Genomic DNA, 17796 nt, shown 5'->3' on the forward strand with positions numbered 1-17796 from the left:
TTACTGGCGGAGAAATCCGGTAAATTAGCCTTGGACTCTAAAGCGTAGTGCTACTGAGATTGGGGGGACGTCGCTAGGACGACACAAAGGTGATCTATTGGTATTTGAGGGAAATTTCAGGCACTTGATCTTTGTGCCCACCCTGTGCCCAGAGGGCACAAAACGCGCCGAAATCCCAAAGGTCACGACAAAACAGCGTGCCCATTCAGCCCAAAGGTCAAAAAAACCTCATCTGGGATGTGCTGTGGGCACGGCTTAGGCACAGAAATGGGCACAGAAGCCGGTCTGTGCCCAAAAGAGAGGAGGGAAAACGCAAAACCCCTGATCCAATTTCTCAATTGAATCAGGGGTTTGTATTTGGTTGCGGGAGCAGGATTCGAACCTACGACCTTCGGGTTATGAGCCCGACGAGCTACCAGACTGCTCCATCCCGCGTCTGATGAAGTGAATAATATACAGTATCTATAGCAGTGTCAAGCTTAATTTACTGTAATTATCAAATTACTTTACGCCACCCATGCCTGCACCAGCATGGTGCTAGCAAATGAAAAAGCCAATCTTTTGATTGGCTTTTTCGAAAACTTGGTTGCGGGAGCAGGATTCGAACCTACGACCTTCGGGTTATGAGCCCGACGAGCTACCAGACTGCTCCATCCCGCGACAGAGAGGACGAACTATACATTCACCAAGCTGCCGCGTCAAGCATTTATTGAATTACGCTGCCGTCTGCACATACGCATTGGCCGGATAGATAACACTCTCCACTCCAGCCGGGGTGCGCATGGTGACTTCGTAGCGACGGCCAACGGCACGGACATTCACGACTTCAAAGCGCAGCACTTCGCCGCTATCGGTTGTTTCCAGGATGCTATGACCTGGCTCTAGTTGGTTGATCCGCATGATTTTCCTTTCATTTGTCATTCTTGTTATCAATATCCATTTGATAAAGCGCTACTAGCGCTCAACACCATACCGCGTGTTACCGGTACTGACCATACGTAGGACTACGCAGTTCCCGGCGCCAGACTGACCCAGCCAGCTTAACGGCAGTGTGTGAACAAGGCATGACAGCCACCACCACCTTCAGCACGAACTCGAAATCATTAATTTTTTTAAAAATGCAGATTTTTTATCTTATTTACTTATATTGATAAAAAACAAAAAATTCACTTCACATCACCAAGGCATAAACAATAAAATACAGAAGCAAGTTAATGATTTAAATGGTTATTTTAAAATACACCATGACTCATTCAAGGAAACACATATGAATAAACTGTTAGCCATAGGCGCGCTACTGTTCGCTACCACCACAGCCAACGCTGCGCTGCTCAACCCCAGCTTCGAAAATGATTTCGAAGACTGGAGCGTCGGAAGCGAAGCCAGCAAGATCTACAGCAATAGCGATCGCTTTTTCGGCATTGCTGCCCAAGAAGGGCAGAAGTATGCCGTACTGCAAGGCGGTGATTTGCTGACCCGCATCCAGAACCTGGAGCTGGGTTCGTTGCTGTCTTTCAACTTCATTGTGACCGATGCATCCGGCAATCCGACCAATAGCGAAGTGCAACTGTTCGTGAACGGCGACAGCAAGAAGGTTGAAATCTCCAGCAACAGCCTGAGCTGGCAGCGTTTCAGCTGGGCGCCGTCGGGCAATGAAGACGACGCCAACCTGGAAATCCGCCTGAGCCTGCTGGACAGCAGCAAACGCCTGCTGATTGACGGCGTAGCAGTTGCGCCGGTGCCGGAACCGGAAACCTACGCCCTGATGGGTATGGGCCTGCTGGGTCTGCTGATGTCGCGTCGCCGTAAACAGCAAGGCTGAAACAGGAGAATAACCATATGAAACTCATACTCAGCAGCCTGGCGCTTGCCGCCCTCACCCTGCCAGCCCAAGCCGCGCTGGTGAATGGTGATTTCAGCCAGGGTAAAAAAACCTACAGCACGCCGTACGATTTCAGCATCAGCACCGACAATGCCGGACTGGGCGCTCGCCCTAACGTTGCCAGCAACGATGCATTTGGCGTGCTGACTGCCGGCACAGCCAAGGCAACCAGCAAGTGGACAACAAGCAATGGCATTTTTACCGGCTCGCTTCTTGGCAAAACCATCAATCTGGCCGCCAACGAGCAGCTCAGCTTTGACTGGGCAATCAAACGTGATCACTTGTATTCGCCGTTTGTTGCCCTGCTGCTGGACAACAAGAAAAACGTTTTGCTGAACCTGAGTGATCTCTTCTGGGATAACAACGGTAGCAGCCAGTGGCAAACCGCCACATGGGCTCCGGGTAAAGCCTACGCCGGCTCGGTCACCTTCCTGGTAGCTCAAGACCGAAGCTATCCCAACCAGACCCGCCTGCTGCTGGATAATCTGCAAGTGGCACCGGTACCGGAGCCGGAAACCTATGCCCTGATGGGGATCGGCCTCTTGGCTGCCTGGGCGCGCCGCCGCAAACAGAAACAGCAAAGCACAGCGCCGGAAGCGATCGCTTCTTGATAAAAATGGCCACTTTATTAAAAGTGGCCATTTTTTTATTTTTAATACCAAATAAATCAGTAATTGGCATAAACGTTGGCTACCTCTTTCATGAACGGGTTGCCCTCGCTTTTATCAAGGCAATACGTCACCACTCCGTCTACCAGGCCGGTTTGCACCAGCTGATTCAATTCGCGTAATTTGCTACCCAGTGCCGAAGGCGTCGCCGTCAAACTGGTGCGCTTCTGGAATTCAAATTTTTCAGCAGGTAACATCACTAGCGTGGGCAAATTGAAGCGCCCAGTACCGCGCCGCGCGGCCAACCACTGGGCGTTGTAACGATTACTCTTTTCAAATTGCCAGTTACTCAGTGCACTACTGCCACCGGGGTAGGCCACCAAACCGGGGGTACTCAAGCCGGACAGGATGACGCTAACACCCAGATTGCGGTTGAGTTTGGCGTCCCATAAGCCGATCGCCAGCTTGATGTACTGTTTGCCGGCCACGCGGCTGGCCAGGTCGATGCTGACCTGCTGCTTGTCGTAGCGCGCAACATCCTCCTGCCAGATGGTCTGGCCATCCAGTTGCACCACCAGGTACTTTTCACCTTCGCGAAAGTAGTGGTAATCGTCGGCAAACTGGAATTGCAGGCTGGCCTGCGCCGGCGTTTTGACCGCAAAGCGCTGTACCGCGAACGCGCCATCGCCTGCCGGATAGTCCACACCGTAACGCGAGGCCAGCTGCAGTCGCTCCGGCAACACGTAGTTGTCTTTCAGGAACGGCACCATGTCGCGCACAGATTGGGCGTTAGGCGGATACGCCGCCACCACACCGTCTACCTTCGGCCCCAGCGTATCCATCAGGCTTTCGTTTACCTCGCTGACATACACCAGCGGGTAAAAACGCAGCGCCGGATTAATGCTCTTGCCTGCCTGCTGCATGCGGTTGATGTAATCAGCGGTAAAGCGGCCCGGAATCATGTTCTCGACAAAGTCGTCGATCACGTAGCCTTTCAGGTTGCTGTGCTGCAGTGACAGACGAGCGATTTCGGCAGCCCACTGTACGTAATCGGTACGGTAGGGCTCGGAATACAGCTTGAAGGTGCTACTGCCTGCCGGCGTTTCCGAATGCGGTACCAGATAGACCCAGACATCAATACCGGCAGCCTTGGCCTTCGGCAAAAAGTAGCGCAGATCGCTCCAGTCGTACTGGCTATGCCACACCAGCCACATATAGGTATTGGCCTTCATCTGCTGCAGCTGGGTGGTCAGTTTATCGACGTCCACGTGCCCCGCCAGACGCGGCACAGCGGCAAAGTCAGCCAGCACCGGCGGCTGGCCGCCCGCCAGGGCAAAGGACGACAAGCCCGCCATCAAACCGGCGGCCAACCATCGTGTCAGCAGTTTCATCGCGCACGCTCCTCGAAAATGTAATGCCGCAAATGCCCGATCAGCGTGTCCGGCGTATCAGGCTGGAACACGGCCGCTTGTGTCGAGTGCCGGGCCTGCTCCAGCATGCTGTGCAACTGGGCCTCATCCCAGGCAACTTGCACGCCGGCTTTCTGCATCATCCACTTGGCGGTGGCCAGCTGGTGATCGTTGCGCGTCTCGCGCAGGCTGCCGTGGCGCGGGAAGATGATCAGCGGCTTGCGCGCGCTAGCGGCCGACAGGATAGAGCCGATACCGGCGTGCGCCACCAGCAAGCTGGCCTGTTGCAAGGCCTGCTCGAAAGCCGCGGGGTCGAGCGATACCACGGCGCGCATATGGCGCGGCACATAGCTGCCAGAGCCGTACTGGCACAGGATGTCCAGCCCGGGGTGGCCGGCAGCCCATTCGTCCACGGTGCGCACAAAGCGGTCAAACCCGATCTGGGAACCAACGGTCACGAAAATCACATTACTGCTCCCATGTAGTGCGGCCCCTGCGGGCGCGCCAGGTGCGGCCACTGCGTCAGCCACAGGTCGGCATGGCGTCGCGCCTTCAGGCCCGATAGCGACAGCTCGTCCACATTGGCAATGCTATCCAGCCAGATGGTACGCGCCCCCAGCAGCCTGCCCAGGCGCAGCGCAAAATAGCCCGGTGCGGCACCGGTGGTAATGATGACGTCCGGCCGCAGACGAAGCAGCAGCCAGGCGACCTGGCATAGCAGCACCACCAGCCCCCATTTGTCCCAGCGGGTAGCATCGCGTACCGTCACATAGCGCGCACCGGGCGGTACGTCCGTCACCAGGTGGGCATGCACCGACGCCATGGTCAGCTCGCCGCCGGCCAGCGCCGGGAAAATGCGGCACAGTTCGATCCAGTGGCCGCCGCCGGAAGCAATGGCCAGAATGCGCTTGCTCATACCTTCACCTCCCGCAGCGAGATCCCGGGCTGCGCTCCAAGCGATTGATACAGCTGGCCCAGTTGCTGCATCACCTGTTGGTGCGAGTACTGTGCCACCACCCGCTGATACGCCTGCCGTGCCAAGGTCTGCCGTAGTTCGGCATCGTCCAGCAAACGGGCAATGGCTGCGGCCAACTGCTCGGGCTGCTGTGCCGGCACCAGCAAGGCATGCACGCCGTCGTCACACATATCGGGGATGCCGCCAACCGACGTCGCCACCACCGGCACACCTTGCGCCATGGCTTCCAGAATGCAGACCGGTTGTGCTTCGTAATGCGATGGCAGCACGAACACTTCGGCCTCGCGCAGTGCGCTGGCCTTGGCGTCGCCGTCGATCCAGCCCGGCATCTCGATCATGTCCGCTACGCCCTGTGCGCGGGCATGTGCCCATAGCGGTGCCTGGTCACCATCGCCGCCCAGCACTAGGCGCAGATGCGGAAAGCGCTCGCGCAGCAGCGACAGCGCCGTGATCAGCTCGTATACCCCTTTGACGTCGCGCAGACGGCCCAGAAACAGCAAGCGGCCAGCCTGTGGCTGGGCAGCCTGTGCCGGCAAGCCGATCGGATTGGGCACGATCACCGGTTTGCAAACTGGCTCCACAGTCTGCAGCAGGTCTGCCCAGCGCTGGCTCAGTACGCAAATCACGCCCATGTGCCGCAACAGATAGCGCACCAGCCAGCGCCGGCGCGGCCCGCAGCAGGTTTCATAAAAATGGACGAACTCGCCGCCGTGCAAATGGAAGATGGTGGGCACGCCAAACAGCCTGGCCAGCATCAGCAGCAGCCCCTTGCGCCAGAAACTGCCGTACACCGCACCGTGGGCATGCACCAGCGCCACGCGGCCGCGCAGCAAAAGCCCCAGCAGGCTCAGCGCCGCGCTGGCGGCCAACTTCAGCTTGTTGCCCAGCCGGTCGTGGTGAAAGGTGGCCAGATAAAGAATCGGCCACTGCTGCCACAAACCGGCAGCGTGGTATTGGTGGATGACCGCGGTCATGCCGCCTGGCGAGCGCCAGTCGGTGCCCAGCATCACAATTTGCTTATTCGTCATGATTCACAAACGGCGTTTTCAACTATCGGTCTGATCAACAGGCGTCTCATGATGCTGTTGCTGTCTGCAATTTTGCCTTCAGCCAGATGGCCGCCTGCGCCGGCGCCGCCTTCCAGGCCGGCAGTTTTTGCTGCGACAGCTGCTTGATTTGCAGCTCCTGGCTGATCAGGCGATTCAGGTGCAACCACAGCGACGCCTCGCTGACCTCGGGTGTGGGCAACACGAAATCCTCGTGCCCGAACAGGTCGCGATTGATGCCGCGCGCCTTCACGCTATAGGCAATCGACGTGCAGGGCACGCCGGTAGACATGGCGGCAATGGTGGCGTGGGTGCGCGCGCCAATGAAAAAACGGCACTGGCTGATGATGTACTTCAGCTGGGTGGCATTCATGCCGCTAGGCACGATACCTACCCTGCCGTCCTGACGGCCAATCGCTTGTATCAGGCTGGCCAGGTACACCTCGTCGTTATTGGTGGCGTTGCCATCCAGCGGCGCCACATGCGGCACCAGCAACACGCTGTACTGGGTGCTTTCCAGCACACGGCGCACAAAGGCGGCCGACTCGCGCAGCAGCACGCCCGGCTCACCCGCCTGGGCACGCACTTTTTCGATCAGCGGGCTGAGGTTCAAACCGATCACCCCCTCCCCCGCTTGTGGCCAGAAGGCCGCGGTGTCTACCGGCTGCGGCGTCATGGCAAAGGCGGAGTCGGTCACTTGGCGCACGTTATCGCTGACGCCGATACCCTTCAGATAGGCCACGGAATGGCTTTCGCGGATGGTAATCAGCGACAGTCGGCGCAAGTGGGCCGCCATCTGGCGCTCTACCGCCGGCTTGGCACTGAACGGTCCCACCGACGCCCCCCACAGCAGCACCGGCTTGCCCAGGCCCATCGCGTATTCGGCGATACCGACAAAGAAAAACAGCGACGCCAGGTCGTAGTCCAGCGAGTAGTTGTCGCCGCCGATGGACAGCACCGCATCGCACTCCGCCAGCCGCGCCGCCAGGCGGGCATCCGGTTTGAACGCAGGCCAGTTCAGCCCCAGCATGAACGGCAACCGGCGGCACAGCCGGTCCCAGTTGATGTAACTGCCCGGTACCGCCGGGCTTTCTACCCATTCCACGCCGTAGTTGGCCGCATCGGGCCACTGGCGTGCATCGCGCTCAATATCGGCAGACGGCACCAGCACGCGCACGCGGCCCAGCTGGGCGCGCAGCAGCTCCACGGTGGAGCGCACCAGCGCTTCGCAGCCACGGTTGCCAAAATTGTTTTGTCCGGTCAGGTAGATGGTTTTCATGAAAGGCAATCTCTCGGGCTAGGTTCGGGCGTTTACAACACGGTCATCACGTCGGCAAACGGGCGGCGCGGGCTTTGTGCCACGCGGAACGGCACGTCCGGCAAATGGCCAACCGCCAGGAACATGATGATGCTGTCGGTGTCGGGGATGGCGGCCGCGGCTTTCAGTGCGCGGTCCTCGTCGGGGGTGACGCTCCAGTTCAGGCAGCACACGCCCAGGCCTTGCGCGTGCAGCGCGTACACCAGCGACATGGCGTACATGCCGCCGTCTATCCAGTGCTGGTAGCGCTCGCCCACGGTGTGAAAGCACGGCAAGCGGCTACTGACGATCAGCAGCTTGTCGGCCTGGTGGCCAAAGCCGCGGTTGCCGTTCTGGAACGCCAGCAAGGCATCGATCCGGCTGCGTTCCTGCACCACGTACACGTGGCCGCTCTCGCGGTTGCACACCGACGGTGTCTTTTGTGCCATGGCCACCGCCTGCTCGATCAGGCCCATGTCCACGCGGCGCGGCGAGAACTGGCGCACGCTGAAACGCATGCGGAAAAAGGCCGCCATATCACCCGGGATAGCCGCACGGATGTCCTCGGGCGCCACCAAGCGGGTACCGCCCTCGGCCAGCACACCGGTGTGGCCGGCGCGTGCCCTCAACTGTGCAGTGCGGGTAGCCACGGCCGGCACCGGTGCGGCGTGGGCCTGGCAGAAGGCGACATACTCGTCCAGCGTATTCAACGCGGCGTGCACACAATGGTCGGCACCGTAGCGGTTCAGATAGACCGCCAGCTCCTCCAGCAGCAGGCCCACCGCATGCGCACCAAAACCCGGCCGTGGCGCCGGCAAGGCCAGCGCTTTTTCAATACGGTGGTAACTCTTGATGATGTGCGCTTGCAGTGCTGCCTGGCCGAGGCCATCCAGCAAGCCGGAATGGCGCCGGTAGCGCTGCAGGTCGCGCCGCATGGCCCCCCCCAGCGCACGGCGGTCGCGCAGTTGGCGATACTGCTGACGCAGACGCAGGTAAAACTGTTGCGGGAGCAAGCTGGCGCACCACTTGGCTGTTTGTTTCAGCATGAAAATCACCACAGTAAAAAACGGGCGGGCAGCAATTTGCCCAGAATGTCGCGCTCGCCACCGTTGAGCGGCTTCAGGCGGGTAGCCGCCGCCAGAAACAGCAGCATGCCGGCCGCACACAGCAGCAACTGGCTGGCAATGCCCGCCGGCCACAGCGGCACCACCCCACCCAGCAGCAACAGCAGCAGGCTCCCCAGCAGCAGCAGCTTGCCCAGGCCATACCAGTCGAAATGGAACGCCAGGCCATCGCGGCGCAACAGCAGCAATACAGTGCCGCACCACAGCAGCTCGGACAGGCACAGCGTCAGCACCACCCCGCTGATACCGGCCAGTTGTGCCAATAGCGGCAGCAAGGGCAAAGCAAGACAGGCGCAGAAAGTGGCACGAACATTGGCCTGCGCACGCTCGATGGTCAGCGTGACCAGGCTGAGTACCAGGTGCGCGGTCTGCAGCATCAGCAGACACAGCAGCGTGGCCAGCAGGCTGCCCATTTGCGGGTAACGGCCACCACTGAGCCAGTGGCCCAGCGTATCGCCGCATACCAGCATCAGCACCGCCGCCGGCAGCAGGCTCATCAGATTGGCCTTGAGAATGAGGTTGGCGTAACGCTGCAACTGGGCATAATCCCCGTTTTCCACGTAGCGTGACACCATCAGCGGCCGTACCCAGCCCAGCAGCAACTGCGCCGGCAAGTAGTTGCGCACCATGTCGGTCAGCGACTGGGCAAAGCCCAGCGCGGCAGTACCGGCCGCGCCCAGCAGCCGGGTAGTCAGCAGCAACAGCATATTGCTGCCGTAGATCTGGCCTACGCATTGCACCAGGTAGAACCGGCGCGACACCGCGGCAGCATCGGCGTTGTGATAGCTGGCCAACTGGTTGGCCGCAGCCGGCTGGCGGCTGCTGTGCTGCAGATAGCGCGCCAGCGCCGCCAGGCTCCAGCACAGCGATACCAGTAGCAGGCACAACTCGATCATGACCACGCTGCGCGCGCTGGCGGACAGACTGCCGTGCCACACCAGGCCGTAACCGCCCAGCCGTACCGCATTGCGTAGCAGCACACTGCCCTGGGCACTGCCCTGCATCAGCAGGCTGGCCATCACCTCGTCGCAAAAACGCAGCTGGTTACCCAACACCAGTACCCATGCTAGCCATGCCAGCTCGGCATGCAGCGTATGCAGGTGCAACACCGGCAGCAGATAGCCGGCCAGCGGCCACAGCAGCAGCACAAAACCACCGCTGTAGCCCAGGCGCCGCAGCTGCAACCGCCAGACAAACCGCGGGAAGGCCGCCGGTGCCAGCCGCAGCCGGTACTCGGTGACGTAACGCTGCGCCATGGTAGACAGGCCCAGGCCGCTGATCAGGTAAGCCATCTCGCACAAGGCTACCAGCGCCACATAGGCGGCAAACACGCTGGCATCCAGCACCCGTACCGACAGCAACAGCGCCGCGATGCCCAGCAGCGCAGCACCGACCTTGCCCAGCATGAAATGCAGCAGGCTGCGGCGCGCCTTGTGCAGCGAATAATGCCCACCGCTCATGCTGCGCCCTCCAGTTCCACCGCGGGCAAGCCGTTCGCAGCGGGCAGTCTGGGATAGCGCGCACCAAGCAGCATAGCCAGCATCAGTACATGCCAATCCAGCAGGGACAAACTGGCGTGCCGCACACTGCGCTTGCGCACCGCCAGCAAGGCCCATATCAGGACCGGCAGCAGCAAGGCGGCTGCGGCCAACCCGGCCGGCACCACCCCGCCGATGACCGCCACCGCCAGCAGCAGCATCAGCAGCCAGTAGCCCAGCATCGCCAGACCAAAGCGCATTTCGTGCACGGCGCTGGCAAACCACGGTTTGCCCCAGGCGCCGCGCAGCAGTACCCCTGCCGCCATCGCGCGGCGGCTGCGCCAGTGCCTGGCCAGCAAGGCCAGCGTGCCCAGGCTGTGGCCGGTATGGCGTGCCGCCACCATCGGCAGGCGCTGCAGGCGGTAGCCGGCACTGCGCAAACGCATGCCCAGCTCGGCCTCTTCGTAGGCTTTCAGGTTCAGGTCGGCCGCGTAGCCACCAGCTGCCGCGATGGCATCGCTACGGTACAGGCCGCCGCCATTCAGGCAACGCACGTCGCCGGCGCGGGTGGACAAGCCGTTACGCACGCGGATGCGGTCGATATCGTTGGTAATGCGGGTATCCACCACGTAACCGGCCACCCCGGCCAGCGCCGGGTCGGCCTGCAAGGCGGCCAGTGCTTGTGGCAGGTAGCCCGGCTCCAGCACCATGTCGGCATCCAGCAAGTAGACGTACGGGTAGCGGGCAAACTGGTAGCCCAGCTGCACGCCGGCGCCGCAACCGCGCTGCTGCGGGTCGGCCAGTTGCACGATGCGCACCGGAAAACGGCGGGCAATGGCCACGGTCGCGTCGGTGGAGCAGGAGTCGGCCACGATGATCTCGCCCTCGCCGCCCAGCTCGGCCAGTGCGGCGCAGGCAGCCTGCAAGGTGGAGGCGATTTTTTCTTCTTCGTTAAAGGCCTTGATCAGGATGGACATCATGGGCTTACCGCCTCCTGTTTCGGCGTAATCAGCGCCCAGCCAATCAGCAACCAGGCCAGAAAAGCCCCGCGTGGATCGGTCAGCAAGGGCGAGGTGGGCGAATTCATCAGCAGGAAGACCCAGCAAGCCAGGCCAGCGCTGGCCAGACGCAGCTGCAACGGCGAGAGCGGTTGCATGATGCGGTACACCAGGCCAGCCCCCAGCGCCAGATACGCCAGCAACATCAGCAGCGCGCAGAACCAGCCGCCTTCGGCAAACAGGTTGGGCCAGTAGGTATCCACCAGAAACAGTTCCTTGCGGAACCACCAGAAGCGGTGAAAGCCCAGGTCCTGGAACAGGGTAAGGTCGAATTTCTGCGCGCCGGCACCGCCATAGGTGCCCAGACCGGCACCGAGCGGGAAATACTGCTGCGCTGCCCGTATCCCGCCTACATACAGCTCGGCACGTTCCGACAGCTGGCCGCGCCCAAGGCCCCATTGCGCGAACAGGTCCAGTTCGGCAATACCGCCCAGCCATAACCCCCAGGCCAGCAACACGGCACCAGCCGCCGGAAACAGCCATACCAGCACGTTATGGCGGTGCTTGACCGCATACACGGCGGCAATACCCAGTACCACGCCCAGGGTTTCCTGGCGCTGGCCCGACAGCAGCAATACCAGTACCACTAACGCGGCATAACCATAGAAAAAGCGCAGACTGCGGTCGAACAGGAACCACACCGTGATCACGGCGTAGGCGGCGTAGGCAGCCAGATAGCCGGAATGCGTGAAGATGGCCCGGTTCTTGTTGAAGCTGCCACCCAGCAGCTCATTGTGCTGCCAGGCCGGAATGCCGCCGAACACCTGCAAAAAGACCGACGGTGCCGTTTGCTCCAGCAGCAGCGCCGGCAGACACAACAGCAGCAATACCAGCACCATGCGCCGCAGCGACGGCATCAAGCGGTCACGGTGCAAAAACAGGCCAGCACACAGCAGCATCAGTGGCAACTTGGCGTTGTACATCAGCTGCCAGGCAGCGGCCATGGCGTGGCTGCGCCCCAGGAAGGTGGAAAGCAGCAACAGCCCATGCGCTAGCCCGAATAGCCACAAGAAGGCGTTGACGCTGGCGTCGTGGCGGCACGTATCGCGGTTGAACAGCCACAGCACCGGAAACAGGAAGAACAGGCCGGCCTCCAGCACATAGCCTAGCGGCAGCCCCAGGCGCTCATGCACAACCCCTGCCAGCAAGAAAACGGCCAGCAAGGTATCGAATGCTGCGCGCTCCAGCGTGGCGCGACCGATCGCATGCCGGTAATACAGCATGGCTACCGCCGGCAGGGCCAGGATGCAGGCCAACAGCAGTAATAGCCCTTTGCCGTGCGCCAGCAGCCAGGCAAACGGCAAGCATGACAACAAGGTCAGCAGCAGCGGGCGCCAGCTAGCAGCCGTATCGAATGTGCTTCGCATCACAGCGCCACATCCTTGCCAAACAGTGCCGGGCGCGCGGTCGGGGCCATGGCTCGGAACAGCTCCTGCACAAAAGCCTGCTGCAAGGCGTAAGCACGGCTGCTGTCGTTATCCACGCTGGAAACGCGGAACAACAAGCCGTCCGGGATAGCACCACGCAGGCCGTAGCCGATCTGCACCAGTTTCTGCGACTCGCGCGCCGCCACCGCGTGCTCGCCGATCAGCAGCCAGTAGCTGATGGGCTCCACACGCGGGCCCATGCTGGCCACCAGCTGCCGTACCTGCAAGCCGCCCCAGCGCGTCTGCTGCGTCGGCCCCACCACAAAGCCCTGCGCCGGGTAGCAGATTTCGGGGTAGTGCACGCTGTTGCTGCCGTCACGCTGGTCGCGGCCGTAGGCTACCGCCAGCATTACGCGCTCGCCCTGCGGGTTGACATAGGTACGCGTCAAGGTCTGCGAATACACCTTTTCCAGCCTGGCGGCCAACTCCGGCGACAAGGCCACCACGTCTTGCTGCGGGTCGAGCTGCCACTGGCCGAAACGCGCCGGCACCATGTCATCCAGCTTGATCTGGCGGCTATCAGCCAGAAAGGTGCGCGGGGTCAGCTGCCAGGCGGCCAACGCTGCCAGCAGTAACAGCAGCGCGATCACAGATTGGCGTAGCAGGGTCATGCCTTGCCTCCCGCCGGCGCGTCCGGCCAGACTCGGCCCAGAAGCAAGTCAAACAGGAACATGCCGGCCAGGGCCATGCTGAACAGCAGCAGGCCGGCAAAATCATGGATAAAGCCCTGGCCGGCCGCGTCGCCGTAGTGGTAGGTCACCAGGATCAGGATCACCACCCGCACGATGTTGGCCGCAAACGCGATCGGCAGGATGGCCAACAGCAGCAACACATTGCGCAGCACGAAGTCGTGGCGCGACTGGTGCACGTACAAGGTGCCTACCGCCAGCAGGCTGAACAGCGAATTCATGCCGGAGCAGGCGTCGGCCACGAGCAACTGGTACTGCCCTACCGACAGCATGACGCCGCTGCGGGCCACCGGGTAACCCACCTGGTACAGCAGCACTTCTGCCACGTGCGACACCTGGTTTTTCAGCACGCCGGTCAAGGCGTCTACCACGCCTGCTGGCAGCGGAATCAGGAACAGCATGAACAGCAGGGCAAACCAGTGCCGGCGCAGCATTGCCACGCCGCCACTCATCAGCATCAGGCCGGCCAGCAAGGGGATGAAGCTGCCCACTTCCAGCATCAGGATGGCTTGCGAGCGCCCCAGCACGTAGGCGGCGACGGCCAGCAGCAGGCACAGGCCGCCTGCCAGCGGGCTGGCCTGGCTGGCGTGGGCGGCAGGCTGGCGCTGCTGCCAGAACAGCCAGGCCACCACCAGCAGGATCATCGGGCCGTGGCCTTGCTCCGGGGTATTCCATAGCGTGGTCGCCAGACGGTAGACCGTCGGCAACAGCCAGCTGGCGATAGCCAGTAACAGGATGGCGTGGCGAGTGACAAAGGCCAGCGGATCGAACGCCGGCGCCGGCGCGTTCACGGCAGCAGCTTGCGAGGCACGCATCGCTTAGTGCTCCATGGTCAGCACGCAGCCGAGCACCGTGGCGCCTGCCACCTGCAACTGGTCGCGCACGCTTTGCAGGCCCTTCACCGGGCTGCGGTGCTGGCGGCCCACAATCAGCGCCGCGCCGGCGCGTGCCGCTACCAGCTGGGCATCGGCAACCTGCTGCATCGGGTGGCTATCCAGCAGGATGACGTCGTAGGCCTGGGCCAGCTGGTACAGCAGCTCGCCAAAGCTTTCGCGCGATAGCAGCTCTTGCGGATTGGGCGCCGGGTTGCCGGCCGGCAGTACCGACAGGTCGCGCAGCTTGTCTACCCGCACGATGGCTTCGGTGCCGCAGCGACCGGCCAGCAAGTCGCTGAGGCCGGCACGATTGGGCAGGCCAAACAGCGTGTGCTGCTGCGGCTGGCGCAGGTTGCTGTCCACCAGCAACGTCCGTTCGCCCAGCTGCGAGAACACGATGGCCAGGTTGGCCGCAGTCAGGCTGGTGCCGGCCCCGGCTTCGTAGCCGGTCAGTACCACGCTGCGGCGGGTATCGTTCAGCCAGCGCAGCATCAGCTGGCTACGCAGGCTGCGCAAGGCTTCTACTTTGGTATCGAACGGCTGGTAGGCCGCAATCAGGCGCGGGTCCAGCCCGGCATCGCCTTCGGCCAGAAACGGGTAGGAAAACTGCTGCGCCAGCGCTTGCTGGATATCCTGCTCGGTAATGAAACCCAGCTGGATGGCGGCCTCGCCAAAACGCAGGTTCTGCTCCTTCTGCAGTTGCAGCGCCTTCTCCGCCTCCAGCGGGGTCAGCTTGCCGCTGTCCAGCAGCAACTTGCCGATATGGCCGGCAGCCGGTGCCGGCGCCGTGTGAAAGTCGTAGTTCATCAGGCTCATGACACCATCCGCTTGCGTCGTGCCCACCACCAGGGGGCAGGTTTGTCTTTCTCGGCCAGCACCGCCAGTACCGGCAGCCCCAGCAGGGTTTCGATATCGCTGCTGGCGCGTACCCGCCGGTCGAACAACTCGGCCAGCAAGGCGCTGATGACGCCCATCAGCAGGCCGACAAAGACCGCCAGCAGCATATTCACCAGCAGGCGCGGGCTGGCCGGCGCAGTCGGTTCCACCGCCGATTTCAGCATCGAGATATTGGCCTGCTCGGAGCGGCTTTCCAGCGCCGTCTGCGAGAAGCGCTGCAGCGCCTGGTCGTAGCTGCGCTGGGCGTTATCCACGTCGCGTTGCAACACATCCAGCTTGGCGCGCTGGGTTTTCAATTCCAGTACGCGCGCCTTTTGCTGCTGCAAGGCTCCTTCCAGCGCGCCCTGGCGGCTGGCCGCGTTGCCGGCGGCACTGTCCAGGCCGCCCGCGTACTGGGCCATCAGTTGCTGCAGTTGGCTGCGGGTGGCTTCCAGCTCGGCCTGCGCCTGCTGGTAGTGCGGATGATTGGGGCCGTTTTTCTGCGCCAGCTCGTTGAACTTGGCTTCTTGCGACGCCAGCTGGTTCTTCAGTTGCTGGATCAGCGGGTTGTTCAGCACGTCGGGCGCAGCCACGCCGCCACGCACGCGGGAGCGGGCGTCGGCGGTAGCGCTCTGCAGGCCCACCAGCTGGCTGGAAAGCTCGTTCAGCCGCTGCGTCTCGATATCCACTTTCTCGTCACTGGCCACGATGCCGTGCTCTTGCTGGTAGCTGGACAGCTGCTGCTGTGCCGCCTCCAGCTTGGCTTGCAGCTCTTTCAGCTGCTGCTGGAAAAACTGGTTGCTCTGGAACGCCGCCGCCGTGCGCATCTCGCCCAGCATGCGGATATAGGCTTCGGCAAAAGCGTTGGTGACGGTGGCCGAAAAGCGCGGGTCCGGCGATGTATAAGCCAGGGTGATGACGTTGCTTTCGCGGCTGGGCTGCACATCCAGCCGCGACAGCAGGCGATCGGCCAGCCAGAAGCGCATGTCGCCACGGCCACCGGTAGCGGCCAGCCAGCTATCACGCAGCGCCGGAATGGCGGTAAGCCCCAGCCCGTCGACCACTTTCAGCGCCACGCTCTGGCTTTGAATGATGTCGACCTGAGTGGCCATGAAACTGGGGGCCAGGTAGCCCTGTACCGGCGAACCGGTCACCGGGTCGACGGCTTTGACGTCTACCGCCAGTGCGGCTTCGGCCATGTACTGCTTCTGCATCAGCACCGTGGTCGCCGCCGTGGCCAGCACCACGGTGCCAAAGGCGGCAATGCCCACCCACTTGCGGGCTTTGATGATCTGGACGAATTGCGAGATATTCATGTGCGTGCGCGGCCTAGAACAGGCTCTCCTGAACGTAGATGACGTCGTTTTCCTGCAGCGTGTCGCTCAGTGCCGGCTCGATCTGGCGGATGCTGCCGTCGGGCTGGTTGCGGTGCAGTTGGAAGGCGCGATGCGAGGCACGCGGGTTGAAGCCACCCGCCACCGACACCGCCTGCATCACGGTCATGCCGGGTTCCAGACGGTAGCTGCCGGGGCGGTTGACTTCGCCGTAGACGTAGAATTGCTGCATGCGCGGGATGTAGATGATGTCCCCGCCCTGGATGCGCAGCTGGCGGTCGGCGTCGCTGCCGGCCATCAGCTTGCTGATGAAGTATTCGTCACGACGGTCGCCGCGCAGCACGATCACCTTGTCGCCACCGCTGCTGTTGACGCCACCGGCGATCGCCAGCACGTCGATCAGGTTGGCCATGCTGTCCAGCGCGTAACGGCCAGGCTTGTAGACCTCGCCCACCACCGACACACGCACGCTGCGGTACTGGGTCACCAGCACGTTGACGTTGGCCTGTTTCAGGAAACCGCCGCCCTGCAGGGCTCGGGCGATCAGCGCTTCGGACTCGGTATACGACAGGCCCTGCAAGCGCAGCTTGCCTACCAGCGGAAAGGTGATGTCGCCATCCTTGTTAAGCTGGATTTCGGTGTTCAGATCGGCGTGGTCGTACACGCTGATCTTCACCACGTCGCCCGGCCCCAGCCGGTATTCGCCGGCATTGTCGGCCGCGTGCAGCAGCGGGGCCAGCAACATGGTGGCCAGTATCAGCAGACGGCGCATCATTTCAGGCCCTCGACAACAGATTCGGTACTCAATGCCGGCTTGGCCGCTGCCGGCGTGGCAGGGTTGGCCGCAGCCGGTGCCACTGGTGCCGCCGGCGTGTCAGGTTGGCTTACAGCAGGCTGGTGACGGGCGACGTACTCGATGTTGGCCGCTTTGCGCAGGGCAGCCAGCTTGTTCTGGGCGGTGCGCTCCAGGTCTTGCCGTTGCAGGTACTGCTTGATCTGGGCGTCGGCGTCGGTACGCGATACCGGCATGGTTTCGCTCTCGCGCAACAGCATCAGTACCAGTTGCTTGCCTTCCGGCACCGCCAGTACGTCACCCGGCTTCACATCGGTCATGCGCTCCAGCAGCGGCATCGGCAGCTGCTCGGCAGCCAGACGGACGCTGCGCTGCTGGTAGCGAATGCCCGCCTCTTGCATGACGGCCTGCATTTCGGCCACCGTCTTGATCTTGTCCAGCTTGGCCCGTACGCCGGCAGTCACCGCATCGGCGCTCACCTGGAAAGCCTCGAAACCGAAAATCTTGCGCTCGGCAAACAGCGCCGGGTGCTCGCGGTAGAACTGGTCCATGGCGGCAGAAGAAGGCGTGGTGTTGACCGCCAGCACTTTCTCGGCAGCGGCCTGGGCCAGAATCTGGCGGCGGGCTGCTTCCAGTGCTTGCAGCACATTGGGCTCGCGGTCCAGCTTCTGGCTGACGGCCTGCTGCACCAGCACTTCCTGGTCAACCAGCTGTTCCAGCAGCTTTTGCCGGGTGGCCTCGTCCACCTTGCCGCCTGGCTGGCTGCGGGCCAGATAGTTCAGCTGGTGCACGGTGATTTCAGTGTCGTTCACGCGGGCCAAAACCTGGCTGGGCGCAGGTTTTTCTGCAGCTTTGTCGGCGCAGCCCCCTAACAGCGTCAGGGACAAGGCGAGCGCCAGCATGGAGCGGTTTGCTTGCAACATG

General features: G+C 62.1%; 18 protein-coding genes and 2 tRNA genes. 2 read left to right on the forward strand and 18 right to left on the reverse strand.

Going from position 1 to position 17796, the window contains the following annotated elements; genetic code table 11:
- Positions 1–358 precede the first annotated feature (358 nt).
- The 3 genes from FLQ03_RS02465 to FLQ03_RS02475 all read right to left on the reverse strand — a co-directional run bounded on the left by FLQ03_RS02465 (position 359) and on the right by FLQ03_RS02475 (position 900).
- A tRNA-Met gene (locus FLQ03_RS02465) sits at positions 359–435 on the reverse strand.
- A gap of 148 nt (positions 436–583) precedes the next feature.
- A tRNA-Met gene (locus FLQ03_RS02470) sits at positions 584–660 on the reverse strand.
- Positions 661–714: 54 nt separating this feature from the next.
- A complete protein-coding gene (locus FLQ03_RS02475; RefSeq protein WP_144371820.1) occupies positions 715–900 on the reverse strand; it encodes a hypothetical protein in 186 nt (61 codons plus the stop codon).
- 367 nt (positions 901–1267) lie between these two features.
- Between FLQ03_RS02475 and FLQ03_RS02480 the strand changes: the two genes are divergently transcribed.
- Positions 1268–1822, forward strand: coding sequence for a PEP-CTERM sorting domain-containing protein (locus FLQ03_RS02480; RefSeq protein ID WP_144371821.1), 555 nt, complete (start codon positions 1268–1270; stop codon positions 1820–1822).
- An 80-nt stretch (positions 1823–1902) separates the two neighbouring features.
- Positions 1903–2493: a PEP-CTERM sorting domain-containing protein gene (locus FLQ03_RS02485; protein ID WP_206210832.1), complete on the forward strand. Its 591-nt coding sequence runs from the start codon at positions 1903–1905 to the stop codon at positions 2491–2493.
- A 56-nt stretch (positions 2494–2549) separates the two neighbouring features.
- Here FLQ03_RS02485 and FLQ03_RS02490 read toward each other — a convergent pair whose 3' ends face one another.
- The 15 genes from FLQ03_RS02490 to FLQ03_RS02555 are packed head-to-tail and all read right to left on the reverse strand — an operon-like array spanning position 2550 to position 17795.
- The gene (locus tag FLQ03_RS02490; RefSeq protein WP_144371823.1) at positions 2550–3881 is read right to left on the reverse strand and encodes a hypothetical protein; all 1332 of its coding nucleotides are present in this window, start codon (positions 3879–3881) and stop codon (positions 2550–2552) included.
- A complete protein-coding gene (locus FLQ03_RS02495) occupies positions 3878–4357 on the reverse strand; it encodes a glycosyltransferase (RefSeq protein ID WP_170252285.1) in 480 nt (159 codons plus the stop codon). The genes FLQ03_RS02490 and FLQ03_RS02495 overlap by 4 nt, the downstream gene beginning before the upstream one ends.
- Before the next feature lie 5 nt (positions 4358–4362).
- Positions 4363–4815, reverse strand: a complete 453-nt coding sequence (locus tag FLQ03_RS02500; RefSeq protein ID WP_144371825.1) for a glycosyltransferase family protein — start codon at positions 4813–4815, stop codon at positions 4363–4365.
- A complete protein-coding gene (locus FLQ03_RS02505; RefSeq protein WP_144371826.1) occupies positions 4812–5903 on the reverse strand; it encodes a glycosyltransferase family 4 protein in 1092 nt (363 codons plus the stop codon). The genes FLQ03_RS02500 and FLQ03_RS02505 overlap by 4 nt, the downstream gene beginning before the upstream one ends.
- A 46-nt stretch (positions 5904–5949) precedes the next feature.
- A complete protein-coding gene (locus FLQ03_RS02510; protein ID WP_144371827.1) occupies positions 5950–7200 on the reverse strand; it encodes a polysaccharide pyruvyl transferase family protein in 1251 nt (416 codons plus the stop codon).
- 32 nt (positions 7201–7232) lie between these two features.
- The gene (locus tag FLQ03_RS19235) at positions 7233–8264 is read right to left on the reverse strand and encodes a nitroreductase family protein (protein WP_206210833.1); all 1032 of its coding nucleotides are present in this window, start codon (positions 8262–8264) and stop codon (positions 7233–7235) included.
- A 5-nt stretch (positions 8265–8269) separates the two neighbouring features.
- Complete coding sequence (locus FLQ03_RS02520) at positions 8270–9802, reverse strand: hypothetical protein (RefSeq protein ID WP_144371828.1); 1533 nt, start codon at positions 9800–9802, stop codon at positions 8270–8272.
- Positions 9799–10800 (reverse strand): glycosyltransferase family 2 protein, encoded by a 1002-nt coding sequence (locus FLQ03_RS19070; protein WP_170252286.1) that lies wholly within the window; start codon positions 10798–10800, stop codon positions 9799–9801. The genes FLQ03_RS02520 and FLQ03_RS19070 overlap by 4 nt, the downstream gene beginning before the upstream one ends.
- Entirely contained in the window at positions 10797–12248 is a 1452-nt protein-coding gene (locus FLQ03_RS19075; RefSeq protein WP_170252287.1) for a hypothetical protein, read from the reverse strand. The genes FLQ03_RS19070 and FLQ03_RS19075 overlap by 4 nt, the downstream gene beginning before the upstream one ends.
- The gene (gene epsI / locus FLQ03_RS02530) at positions 12245–12916 is read right to left on the reverse strand and encodes an exosortase-associated protein EpsI, B-type (protein ID WP_144371829.1); all 672 of its coding nucleotides are present in this window, start codon (positions 12914–12916) and stop codon (positions 12245–12247) included. The genes FLQ03_RS19075 and epsI overlap by 4 nt, the downstream gene beginning before the upstream one ends.
- Positions 12913–13809: an exosortase B gene (gene xrtB / locus FLQ03_RS02535; protein ID WP_144371830.1), complete on the reverse strand. Its 897-nt coding sequence runs from the start codon at positions 13807–13809 to the stop codon at positions 12913–12915. The genes epsI and xrtB overlap by 4 nt, the downstream gene beginning before the upstream one ends.
- A 3-nt stretch (positions 13810–13812) precedes the next feature.
- Positions 13813–14685, reverse strand: a complete 873-nt coding sequence (gene epsG / locus FLQ03_RS02540) for a chain length determinant protein tyrosine kinase EpsG (RefSeq protein ID WP_240802180.1) — start codon at positions 14683–14685, stop codon at positions 13813–13815.
- Positions 14682–16061, reverse strand: a complete 1380-nt coding sequence (gene epsF / locus FLQ03_RS02545; protein ID WP_144371831.1) for a chain length determinant protein EpsF — start codon at positions 16059–16061, stop codon at positions 14682–14684. The genes epsG and epsF overlap by 4 nt, the downstream gene beginning before the upstream one ends.
- 13 nt (positions 16062–16074) lie before the next feature.
- Positions 16075–16854, reverse strand: coding sequence for an SLBB domain-containing protein (locus FLQ03_RS02550; RefSeq protein WP_144371832.1), 780 nt, complete (start codon positions 16852–16854; stop codon positions 16075–16077).
- Positions 16851–17795, reverse strand: a complete 945-nt coding sequence (locus FLQ03_RS02555) for an EpsD family peptidyl-prolyl cis-trans isomerase (RefSeq protein WP_144371833.1) — start codon at positions 17793–17795, stop codon at positions 16851–16853. The genes FLQ03_RS02550 and FLQ03_RS02555 overlap by 4 nt, the downstream gene beginning before the upstream one ends.
- Position 17796: the final 1 nt, after the last annotated feature.

It is taken from the genome of Vogesella urethralis, assembly GCF_007644045.2.
Lineage (GTDB): Bacteria > Pseudomonadota > Gammaproteobacteria > Burkholderiales > Chromobacteriaceae > Vogesella > Vogesella urethralis.

What these genes read in the sequence shown, in the direction of transcription:
- FLQ03_RS02475 (WP_144371820.1), bottom strand. Translation starts at nt 900, where the DNA reads ATGCGGATCAACCAACTAGAGCCAGGTCATAGCATCCTGGAAACAACC.
- FLQ03_RS02480 (WP_144371821.1), top strand. Translation starts at nt 1,268, where the DNA reads ATGAATAAACTGTTAGCCATAGGCGCGCTACTGTTCGCTACCACCACA.
- FLQ03_RS02490 (WP_144371823.1), bottom strand. Translation starts at nt 3,881, where the DNA reads ATGAAACTGCTGACACGATGGTTGGCCGCCGGTTTGATGGCGGGCTTG.
- FLQ03_RS02500 (WP_144371825.1), bottom strand. Translation starts at nt 4,815, where the DNA reads ATGAGCAAGCGCATTCTGGCCATTGCTTCCGGCGGCGGCCACTGGATC.
- FLQ03_RS02505 (WP_144371826.1), bottom strand. Translation starts at nt 5,903, where the DNA reads ATGACGAATAAGCAAATTGTGATGCTGGGCACCGACTGGCGCTCGCCA.
- FLQ03_RS02510 (WP_144371827.1), bottom strand. Translation starts at nt 7,200, where the DNA reads ATGAAAACCATCTACCTGACCGGACAAAACAATTTTGGCAACCGTGGC.
- FLQ03_RS19235 (WP_206210833.1), bottom strand. Translation starts at nt 8,264, where the DNA reads ATGCTGAAACAAACAGCCAAGTGGTGCGCCAGCTTGCTCCCGCAACAG.
- FLQ03_RS02520 (WP_144371828.1), bottom strand. Translation starts at nt 9,802, where the DNA reads ATGAGCGGTGGGCATTATTCGCTGCACAAGGCGCGCCGCAGCCTGCTG.
- FLQ03_RS19070 (WP_170252286.1), bottom strand. Translation starts at nt 10,800, where the DNA reads ATGATGTCCATCCTGATCAAGGCCTTTAACGAAGAAGAAAAAATCGCC.
- epsI (WP_144371829.1), bottom strand. Translation starts at nt 12,916, where the DNA reads ATGACCCTGCTACGCCAATCTGTGATCGCGCTGCTGTTACTGCTGGCA.
- xrtB (WP_144371830.1), bottom strand. Translation starts at nt 13,809, where the DNA reads ATGCGTGCCTCGCAAGCTGCTGCCGTGAACGCGCCGGCGCCGGCGTTC.
- epsG (WP_240802180.1), bottom strand. Translation starts at nt 14,685, where the DNA reads ATGAGCCTGATGAACTACGACTTTCACACGGCGCCGGCACCGGCTGCC.
- epsF (WP_144371831.1), bottom strand. Translation starts at nt 16,061, where the DNA reads ATGAATATCTCGCAATTCGTCCAGATCATCAAAGCCCGCAAGTGGGTG.
- FLQ03_RS02550 (WP_144371832.1), bottom strand. Translation starts at nt 16,854, where the DNA reads ATGATGCGCCGTCTGCTGATACTGGCCACCATGTTGCTGGCCCCGCTG.
- FLQ03_RS02555 (WP_144371833.1), bottom strand. Translation starts at nt 17,795, where the DNA reads ATGTTGCAAGCAAACCGCTCCATGCTGGCGCTCGCCTTGTCCCTGACG.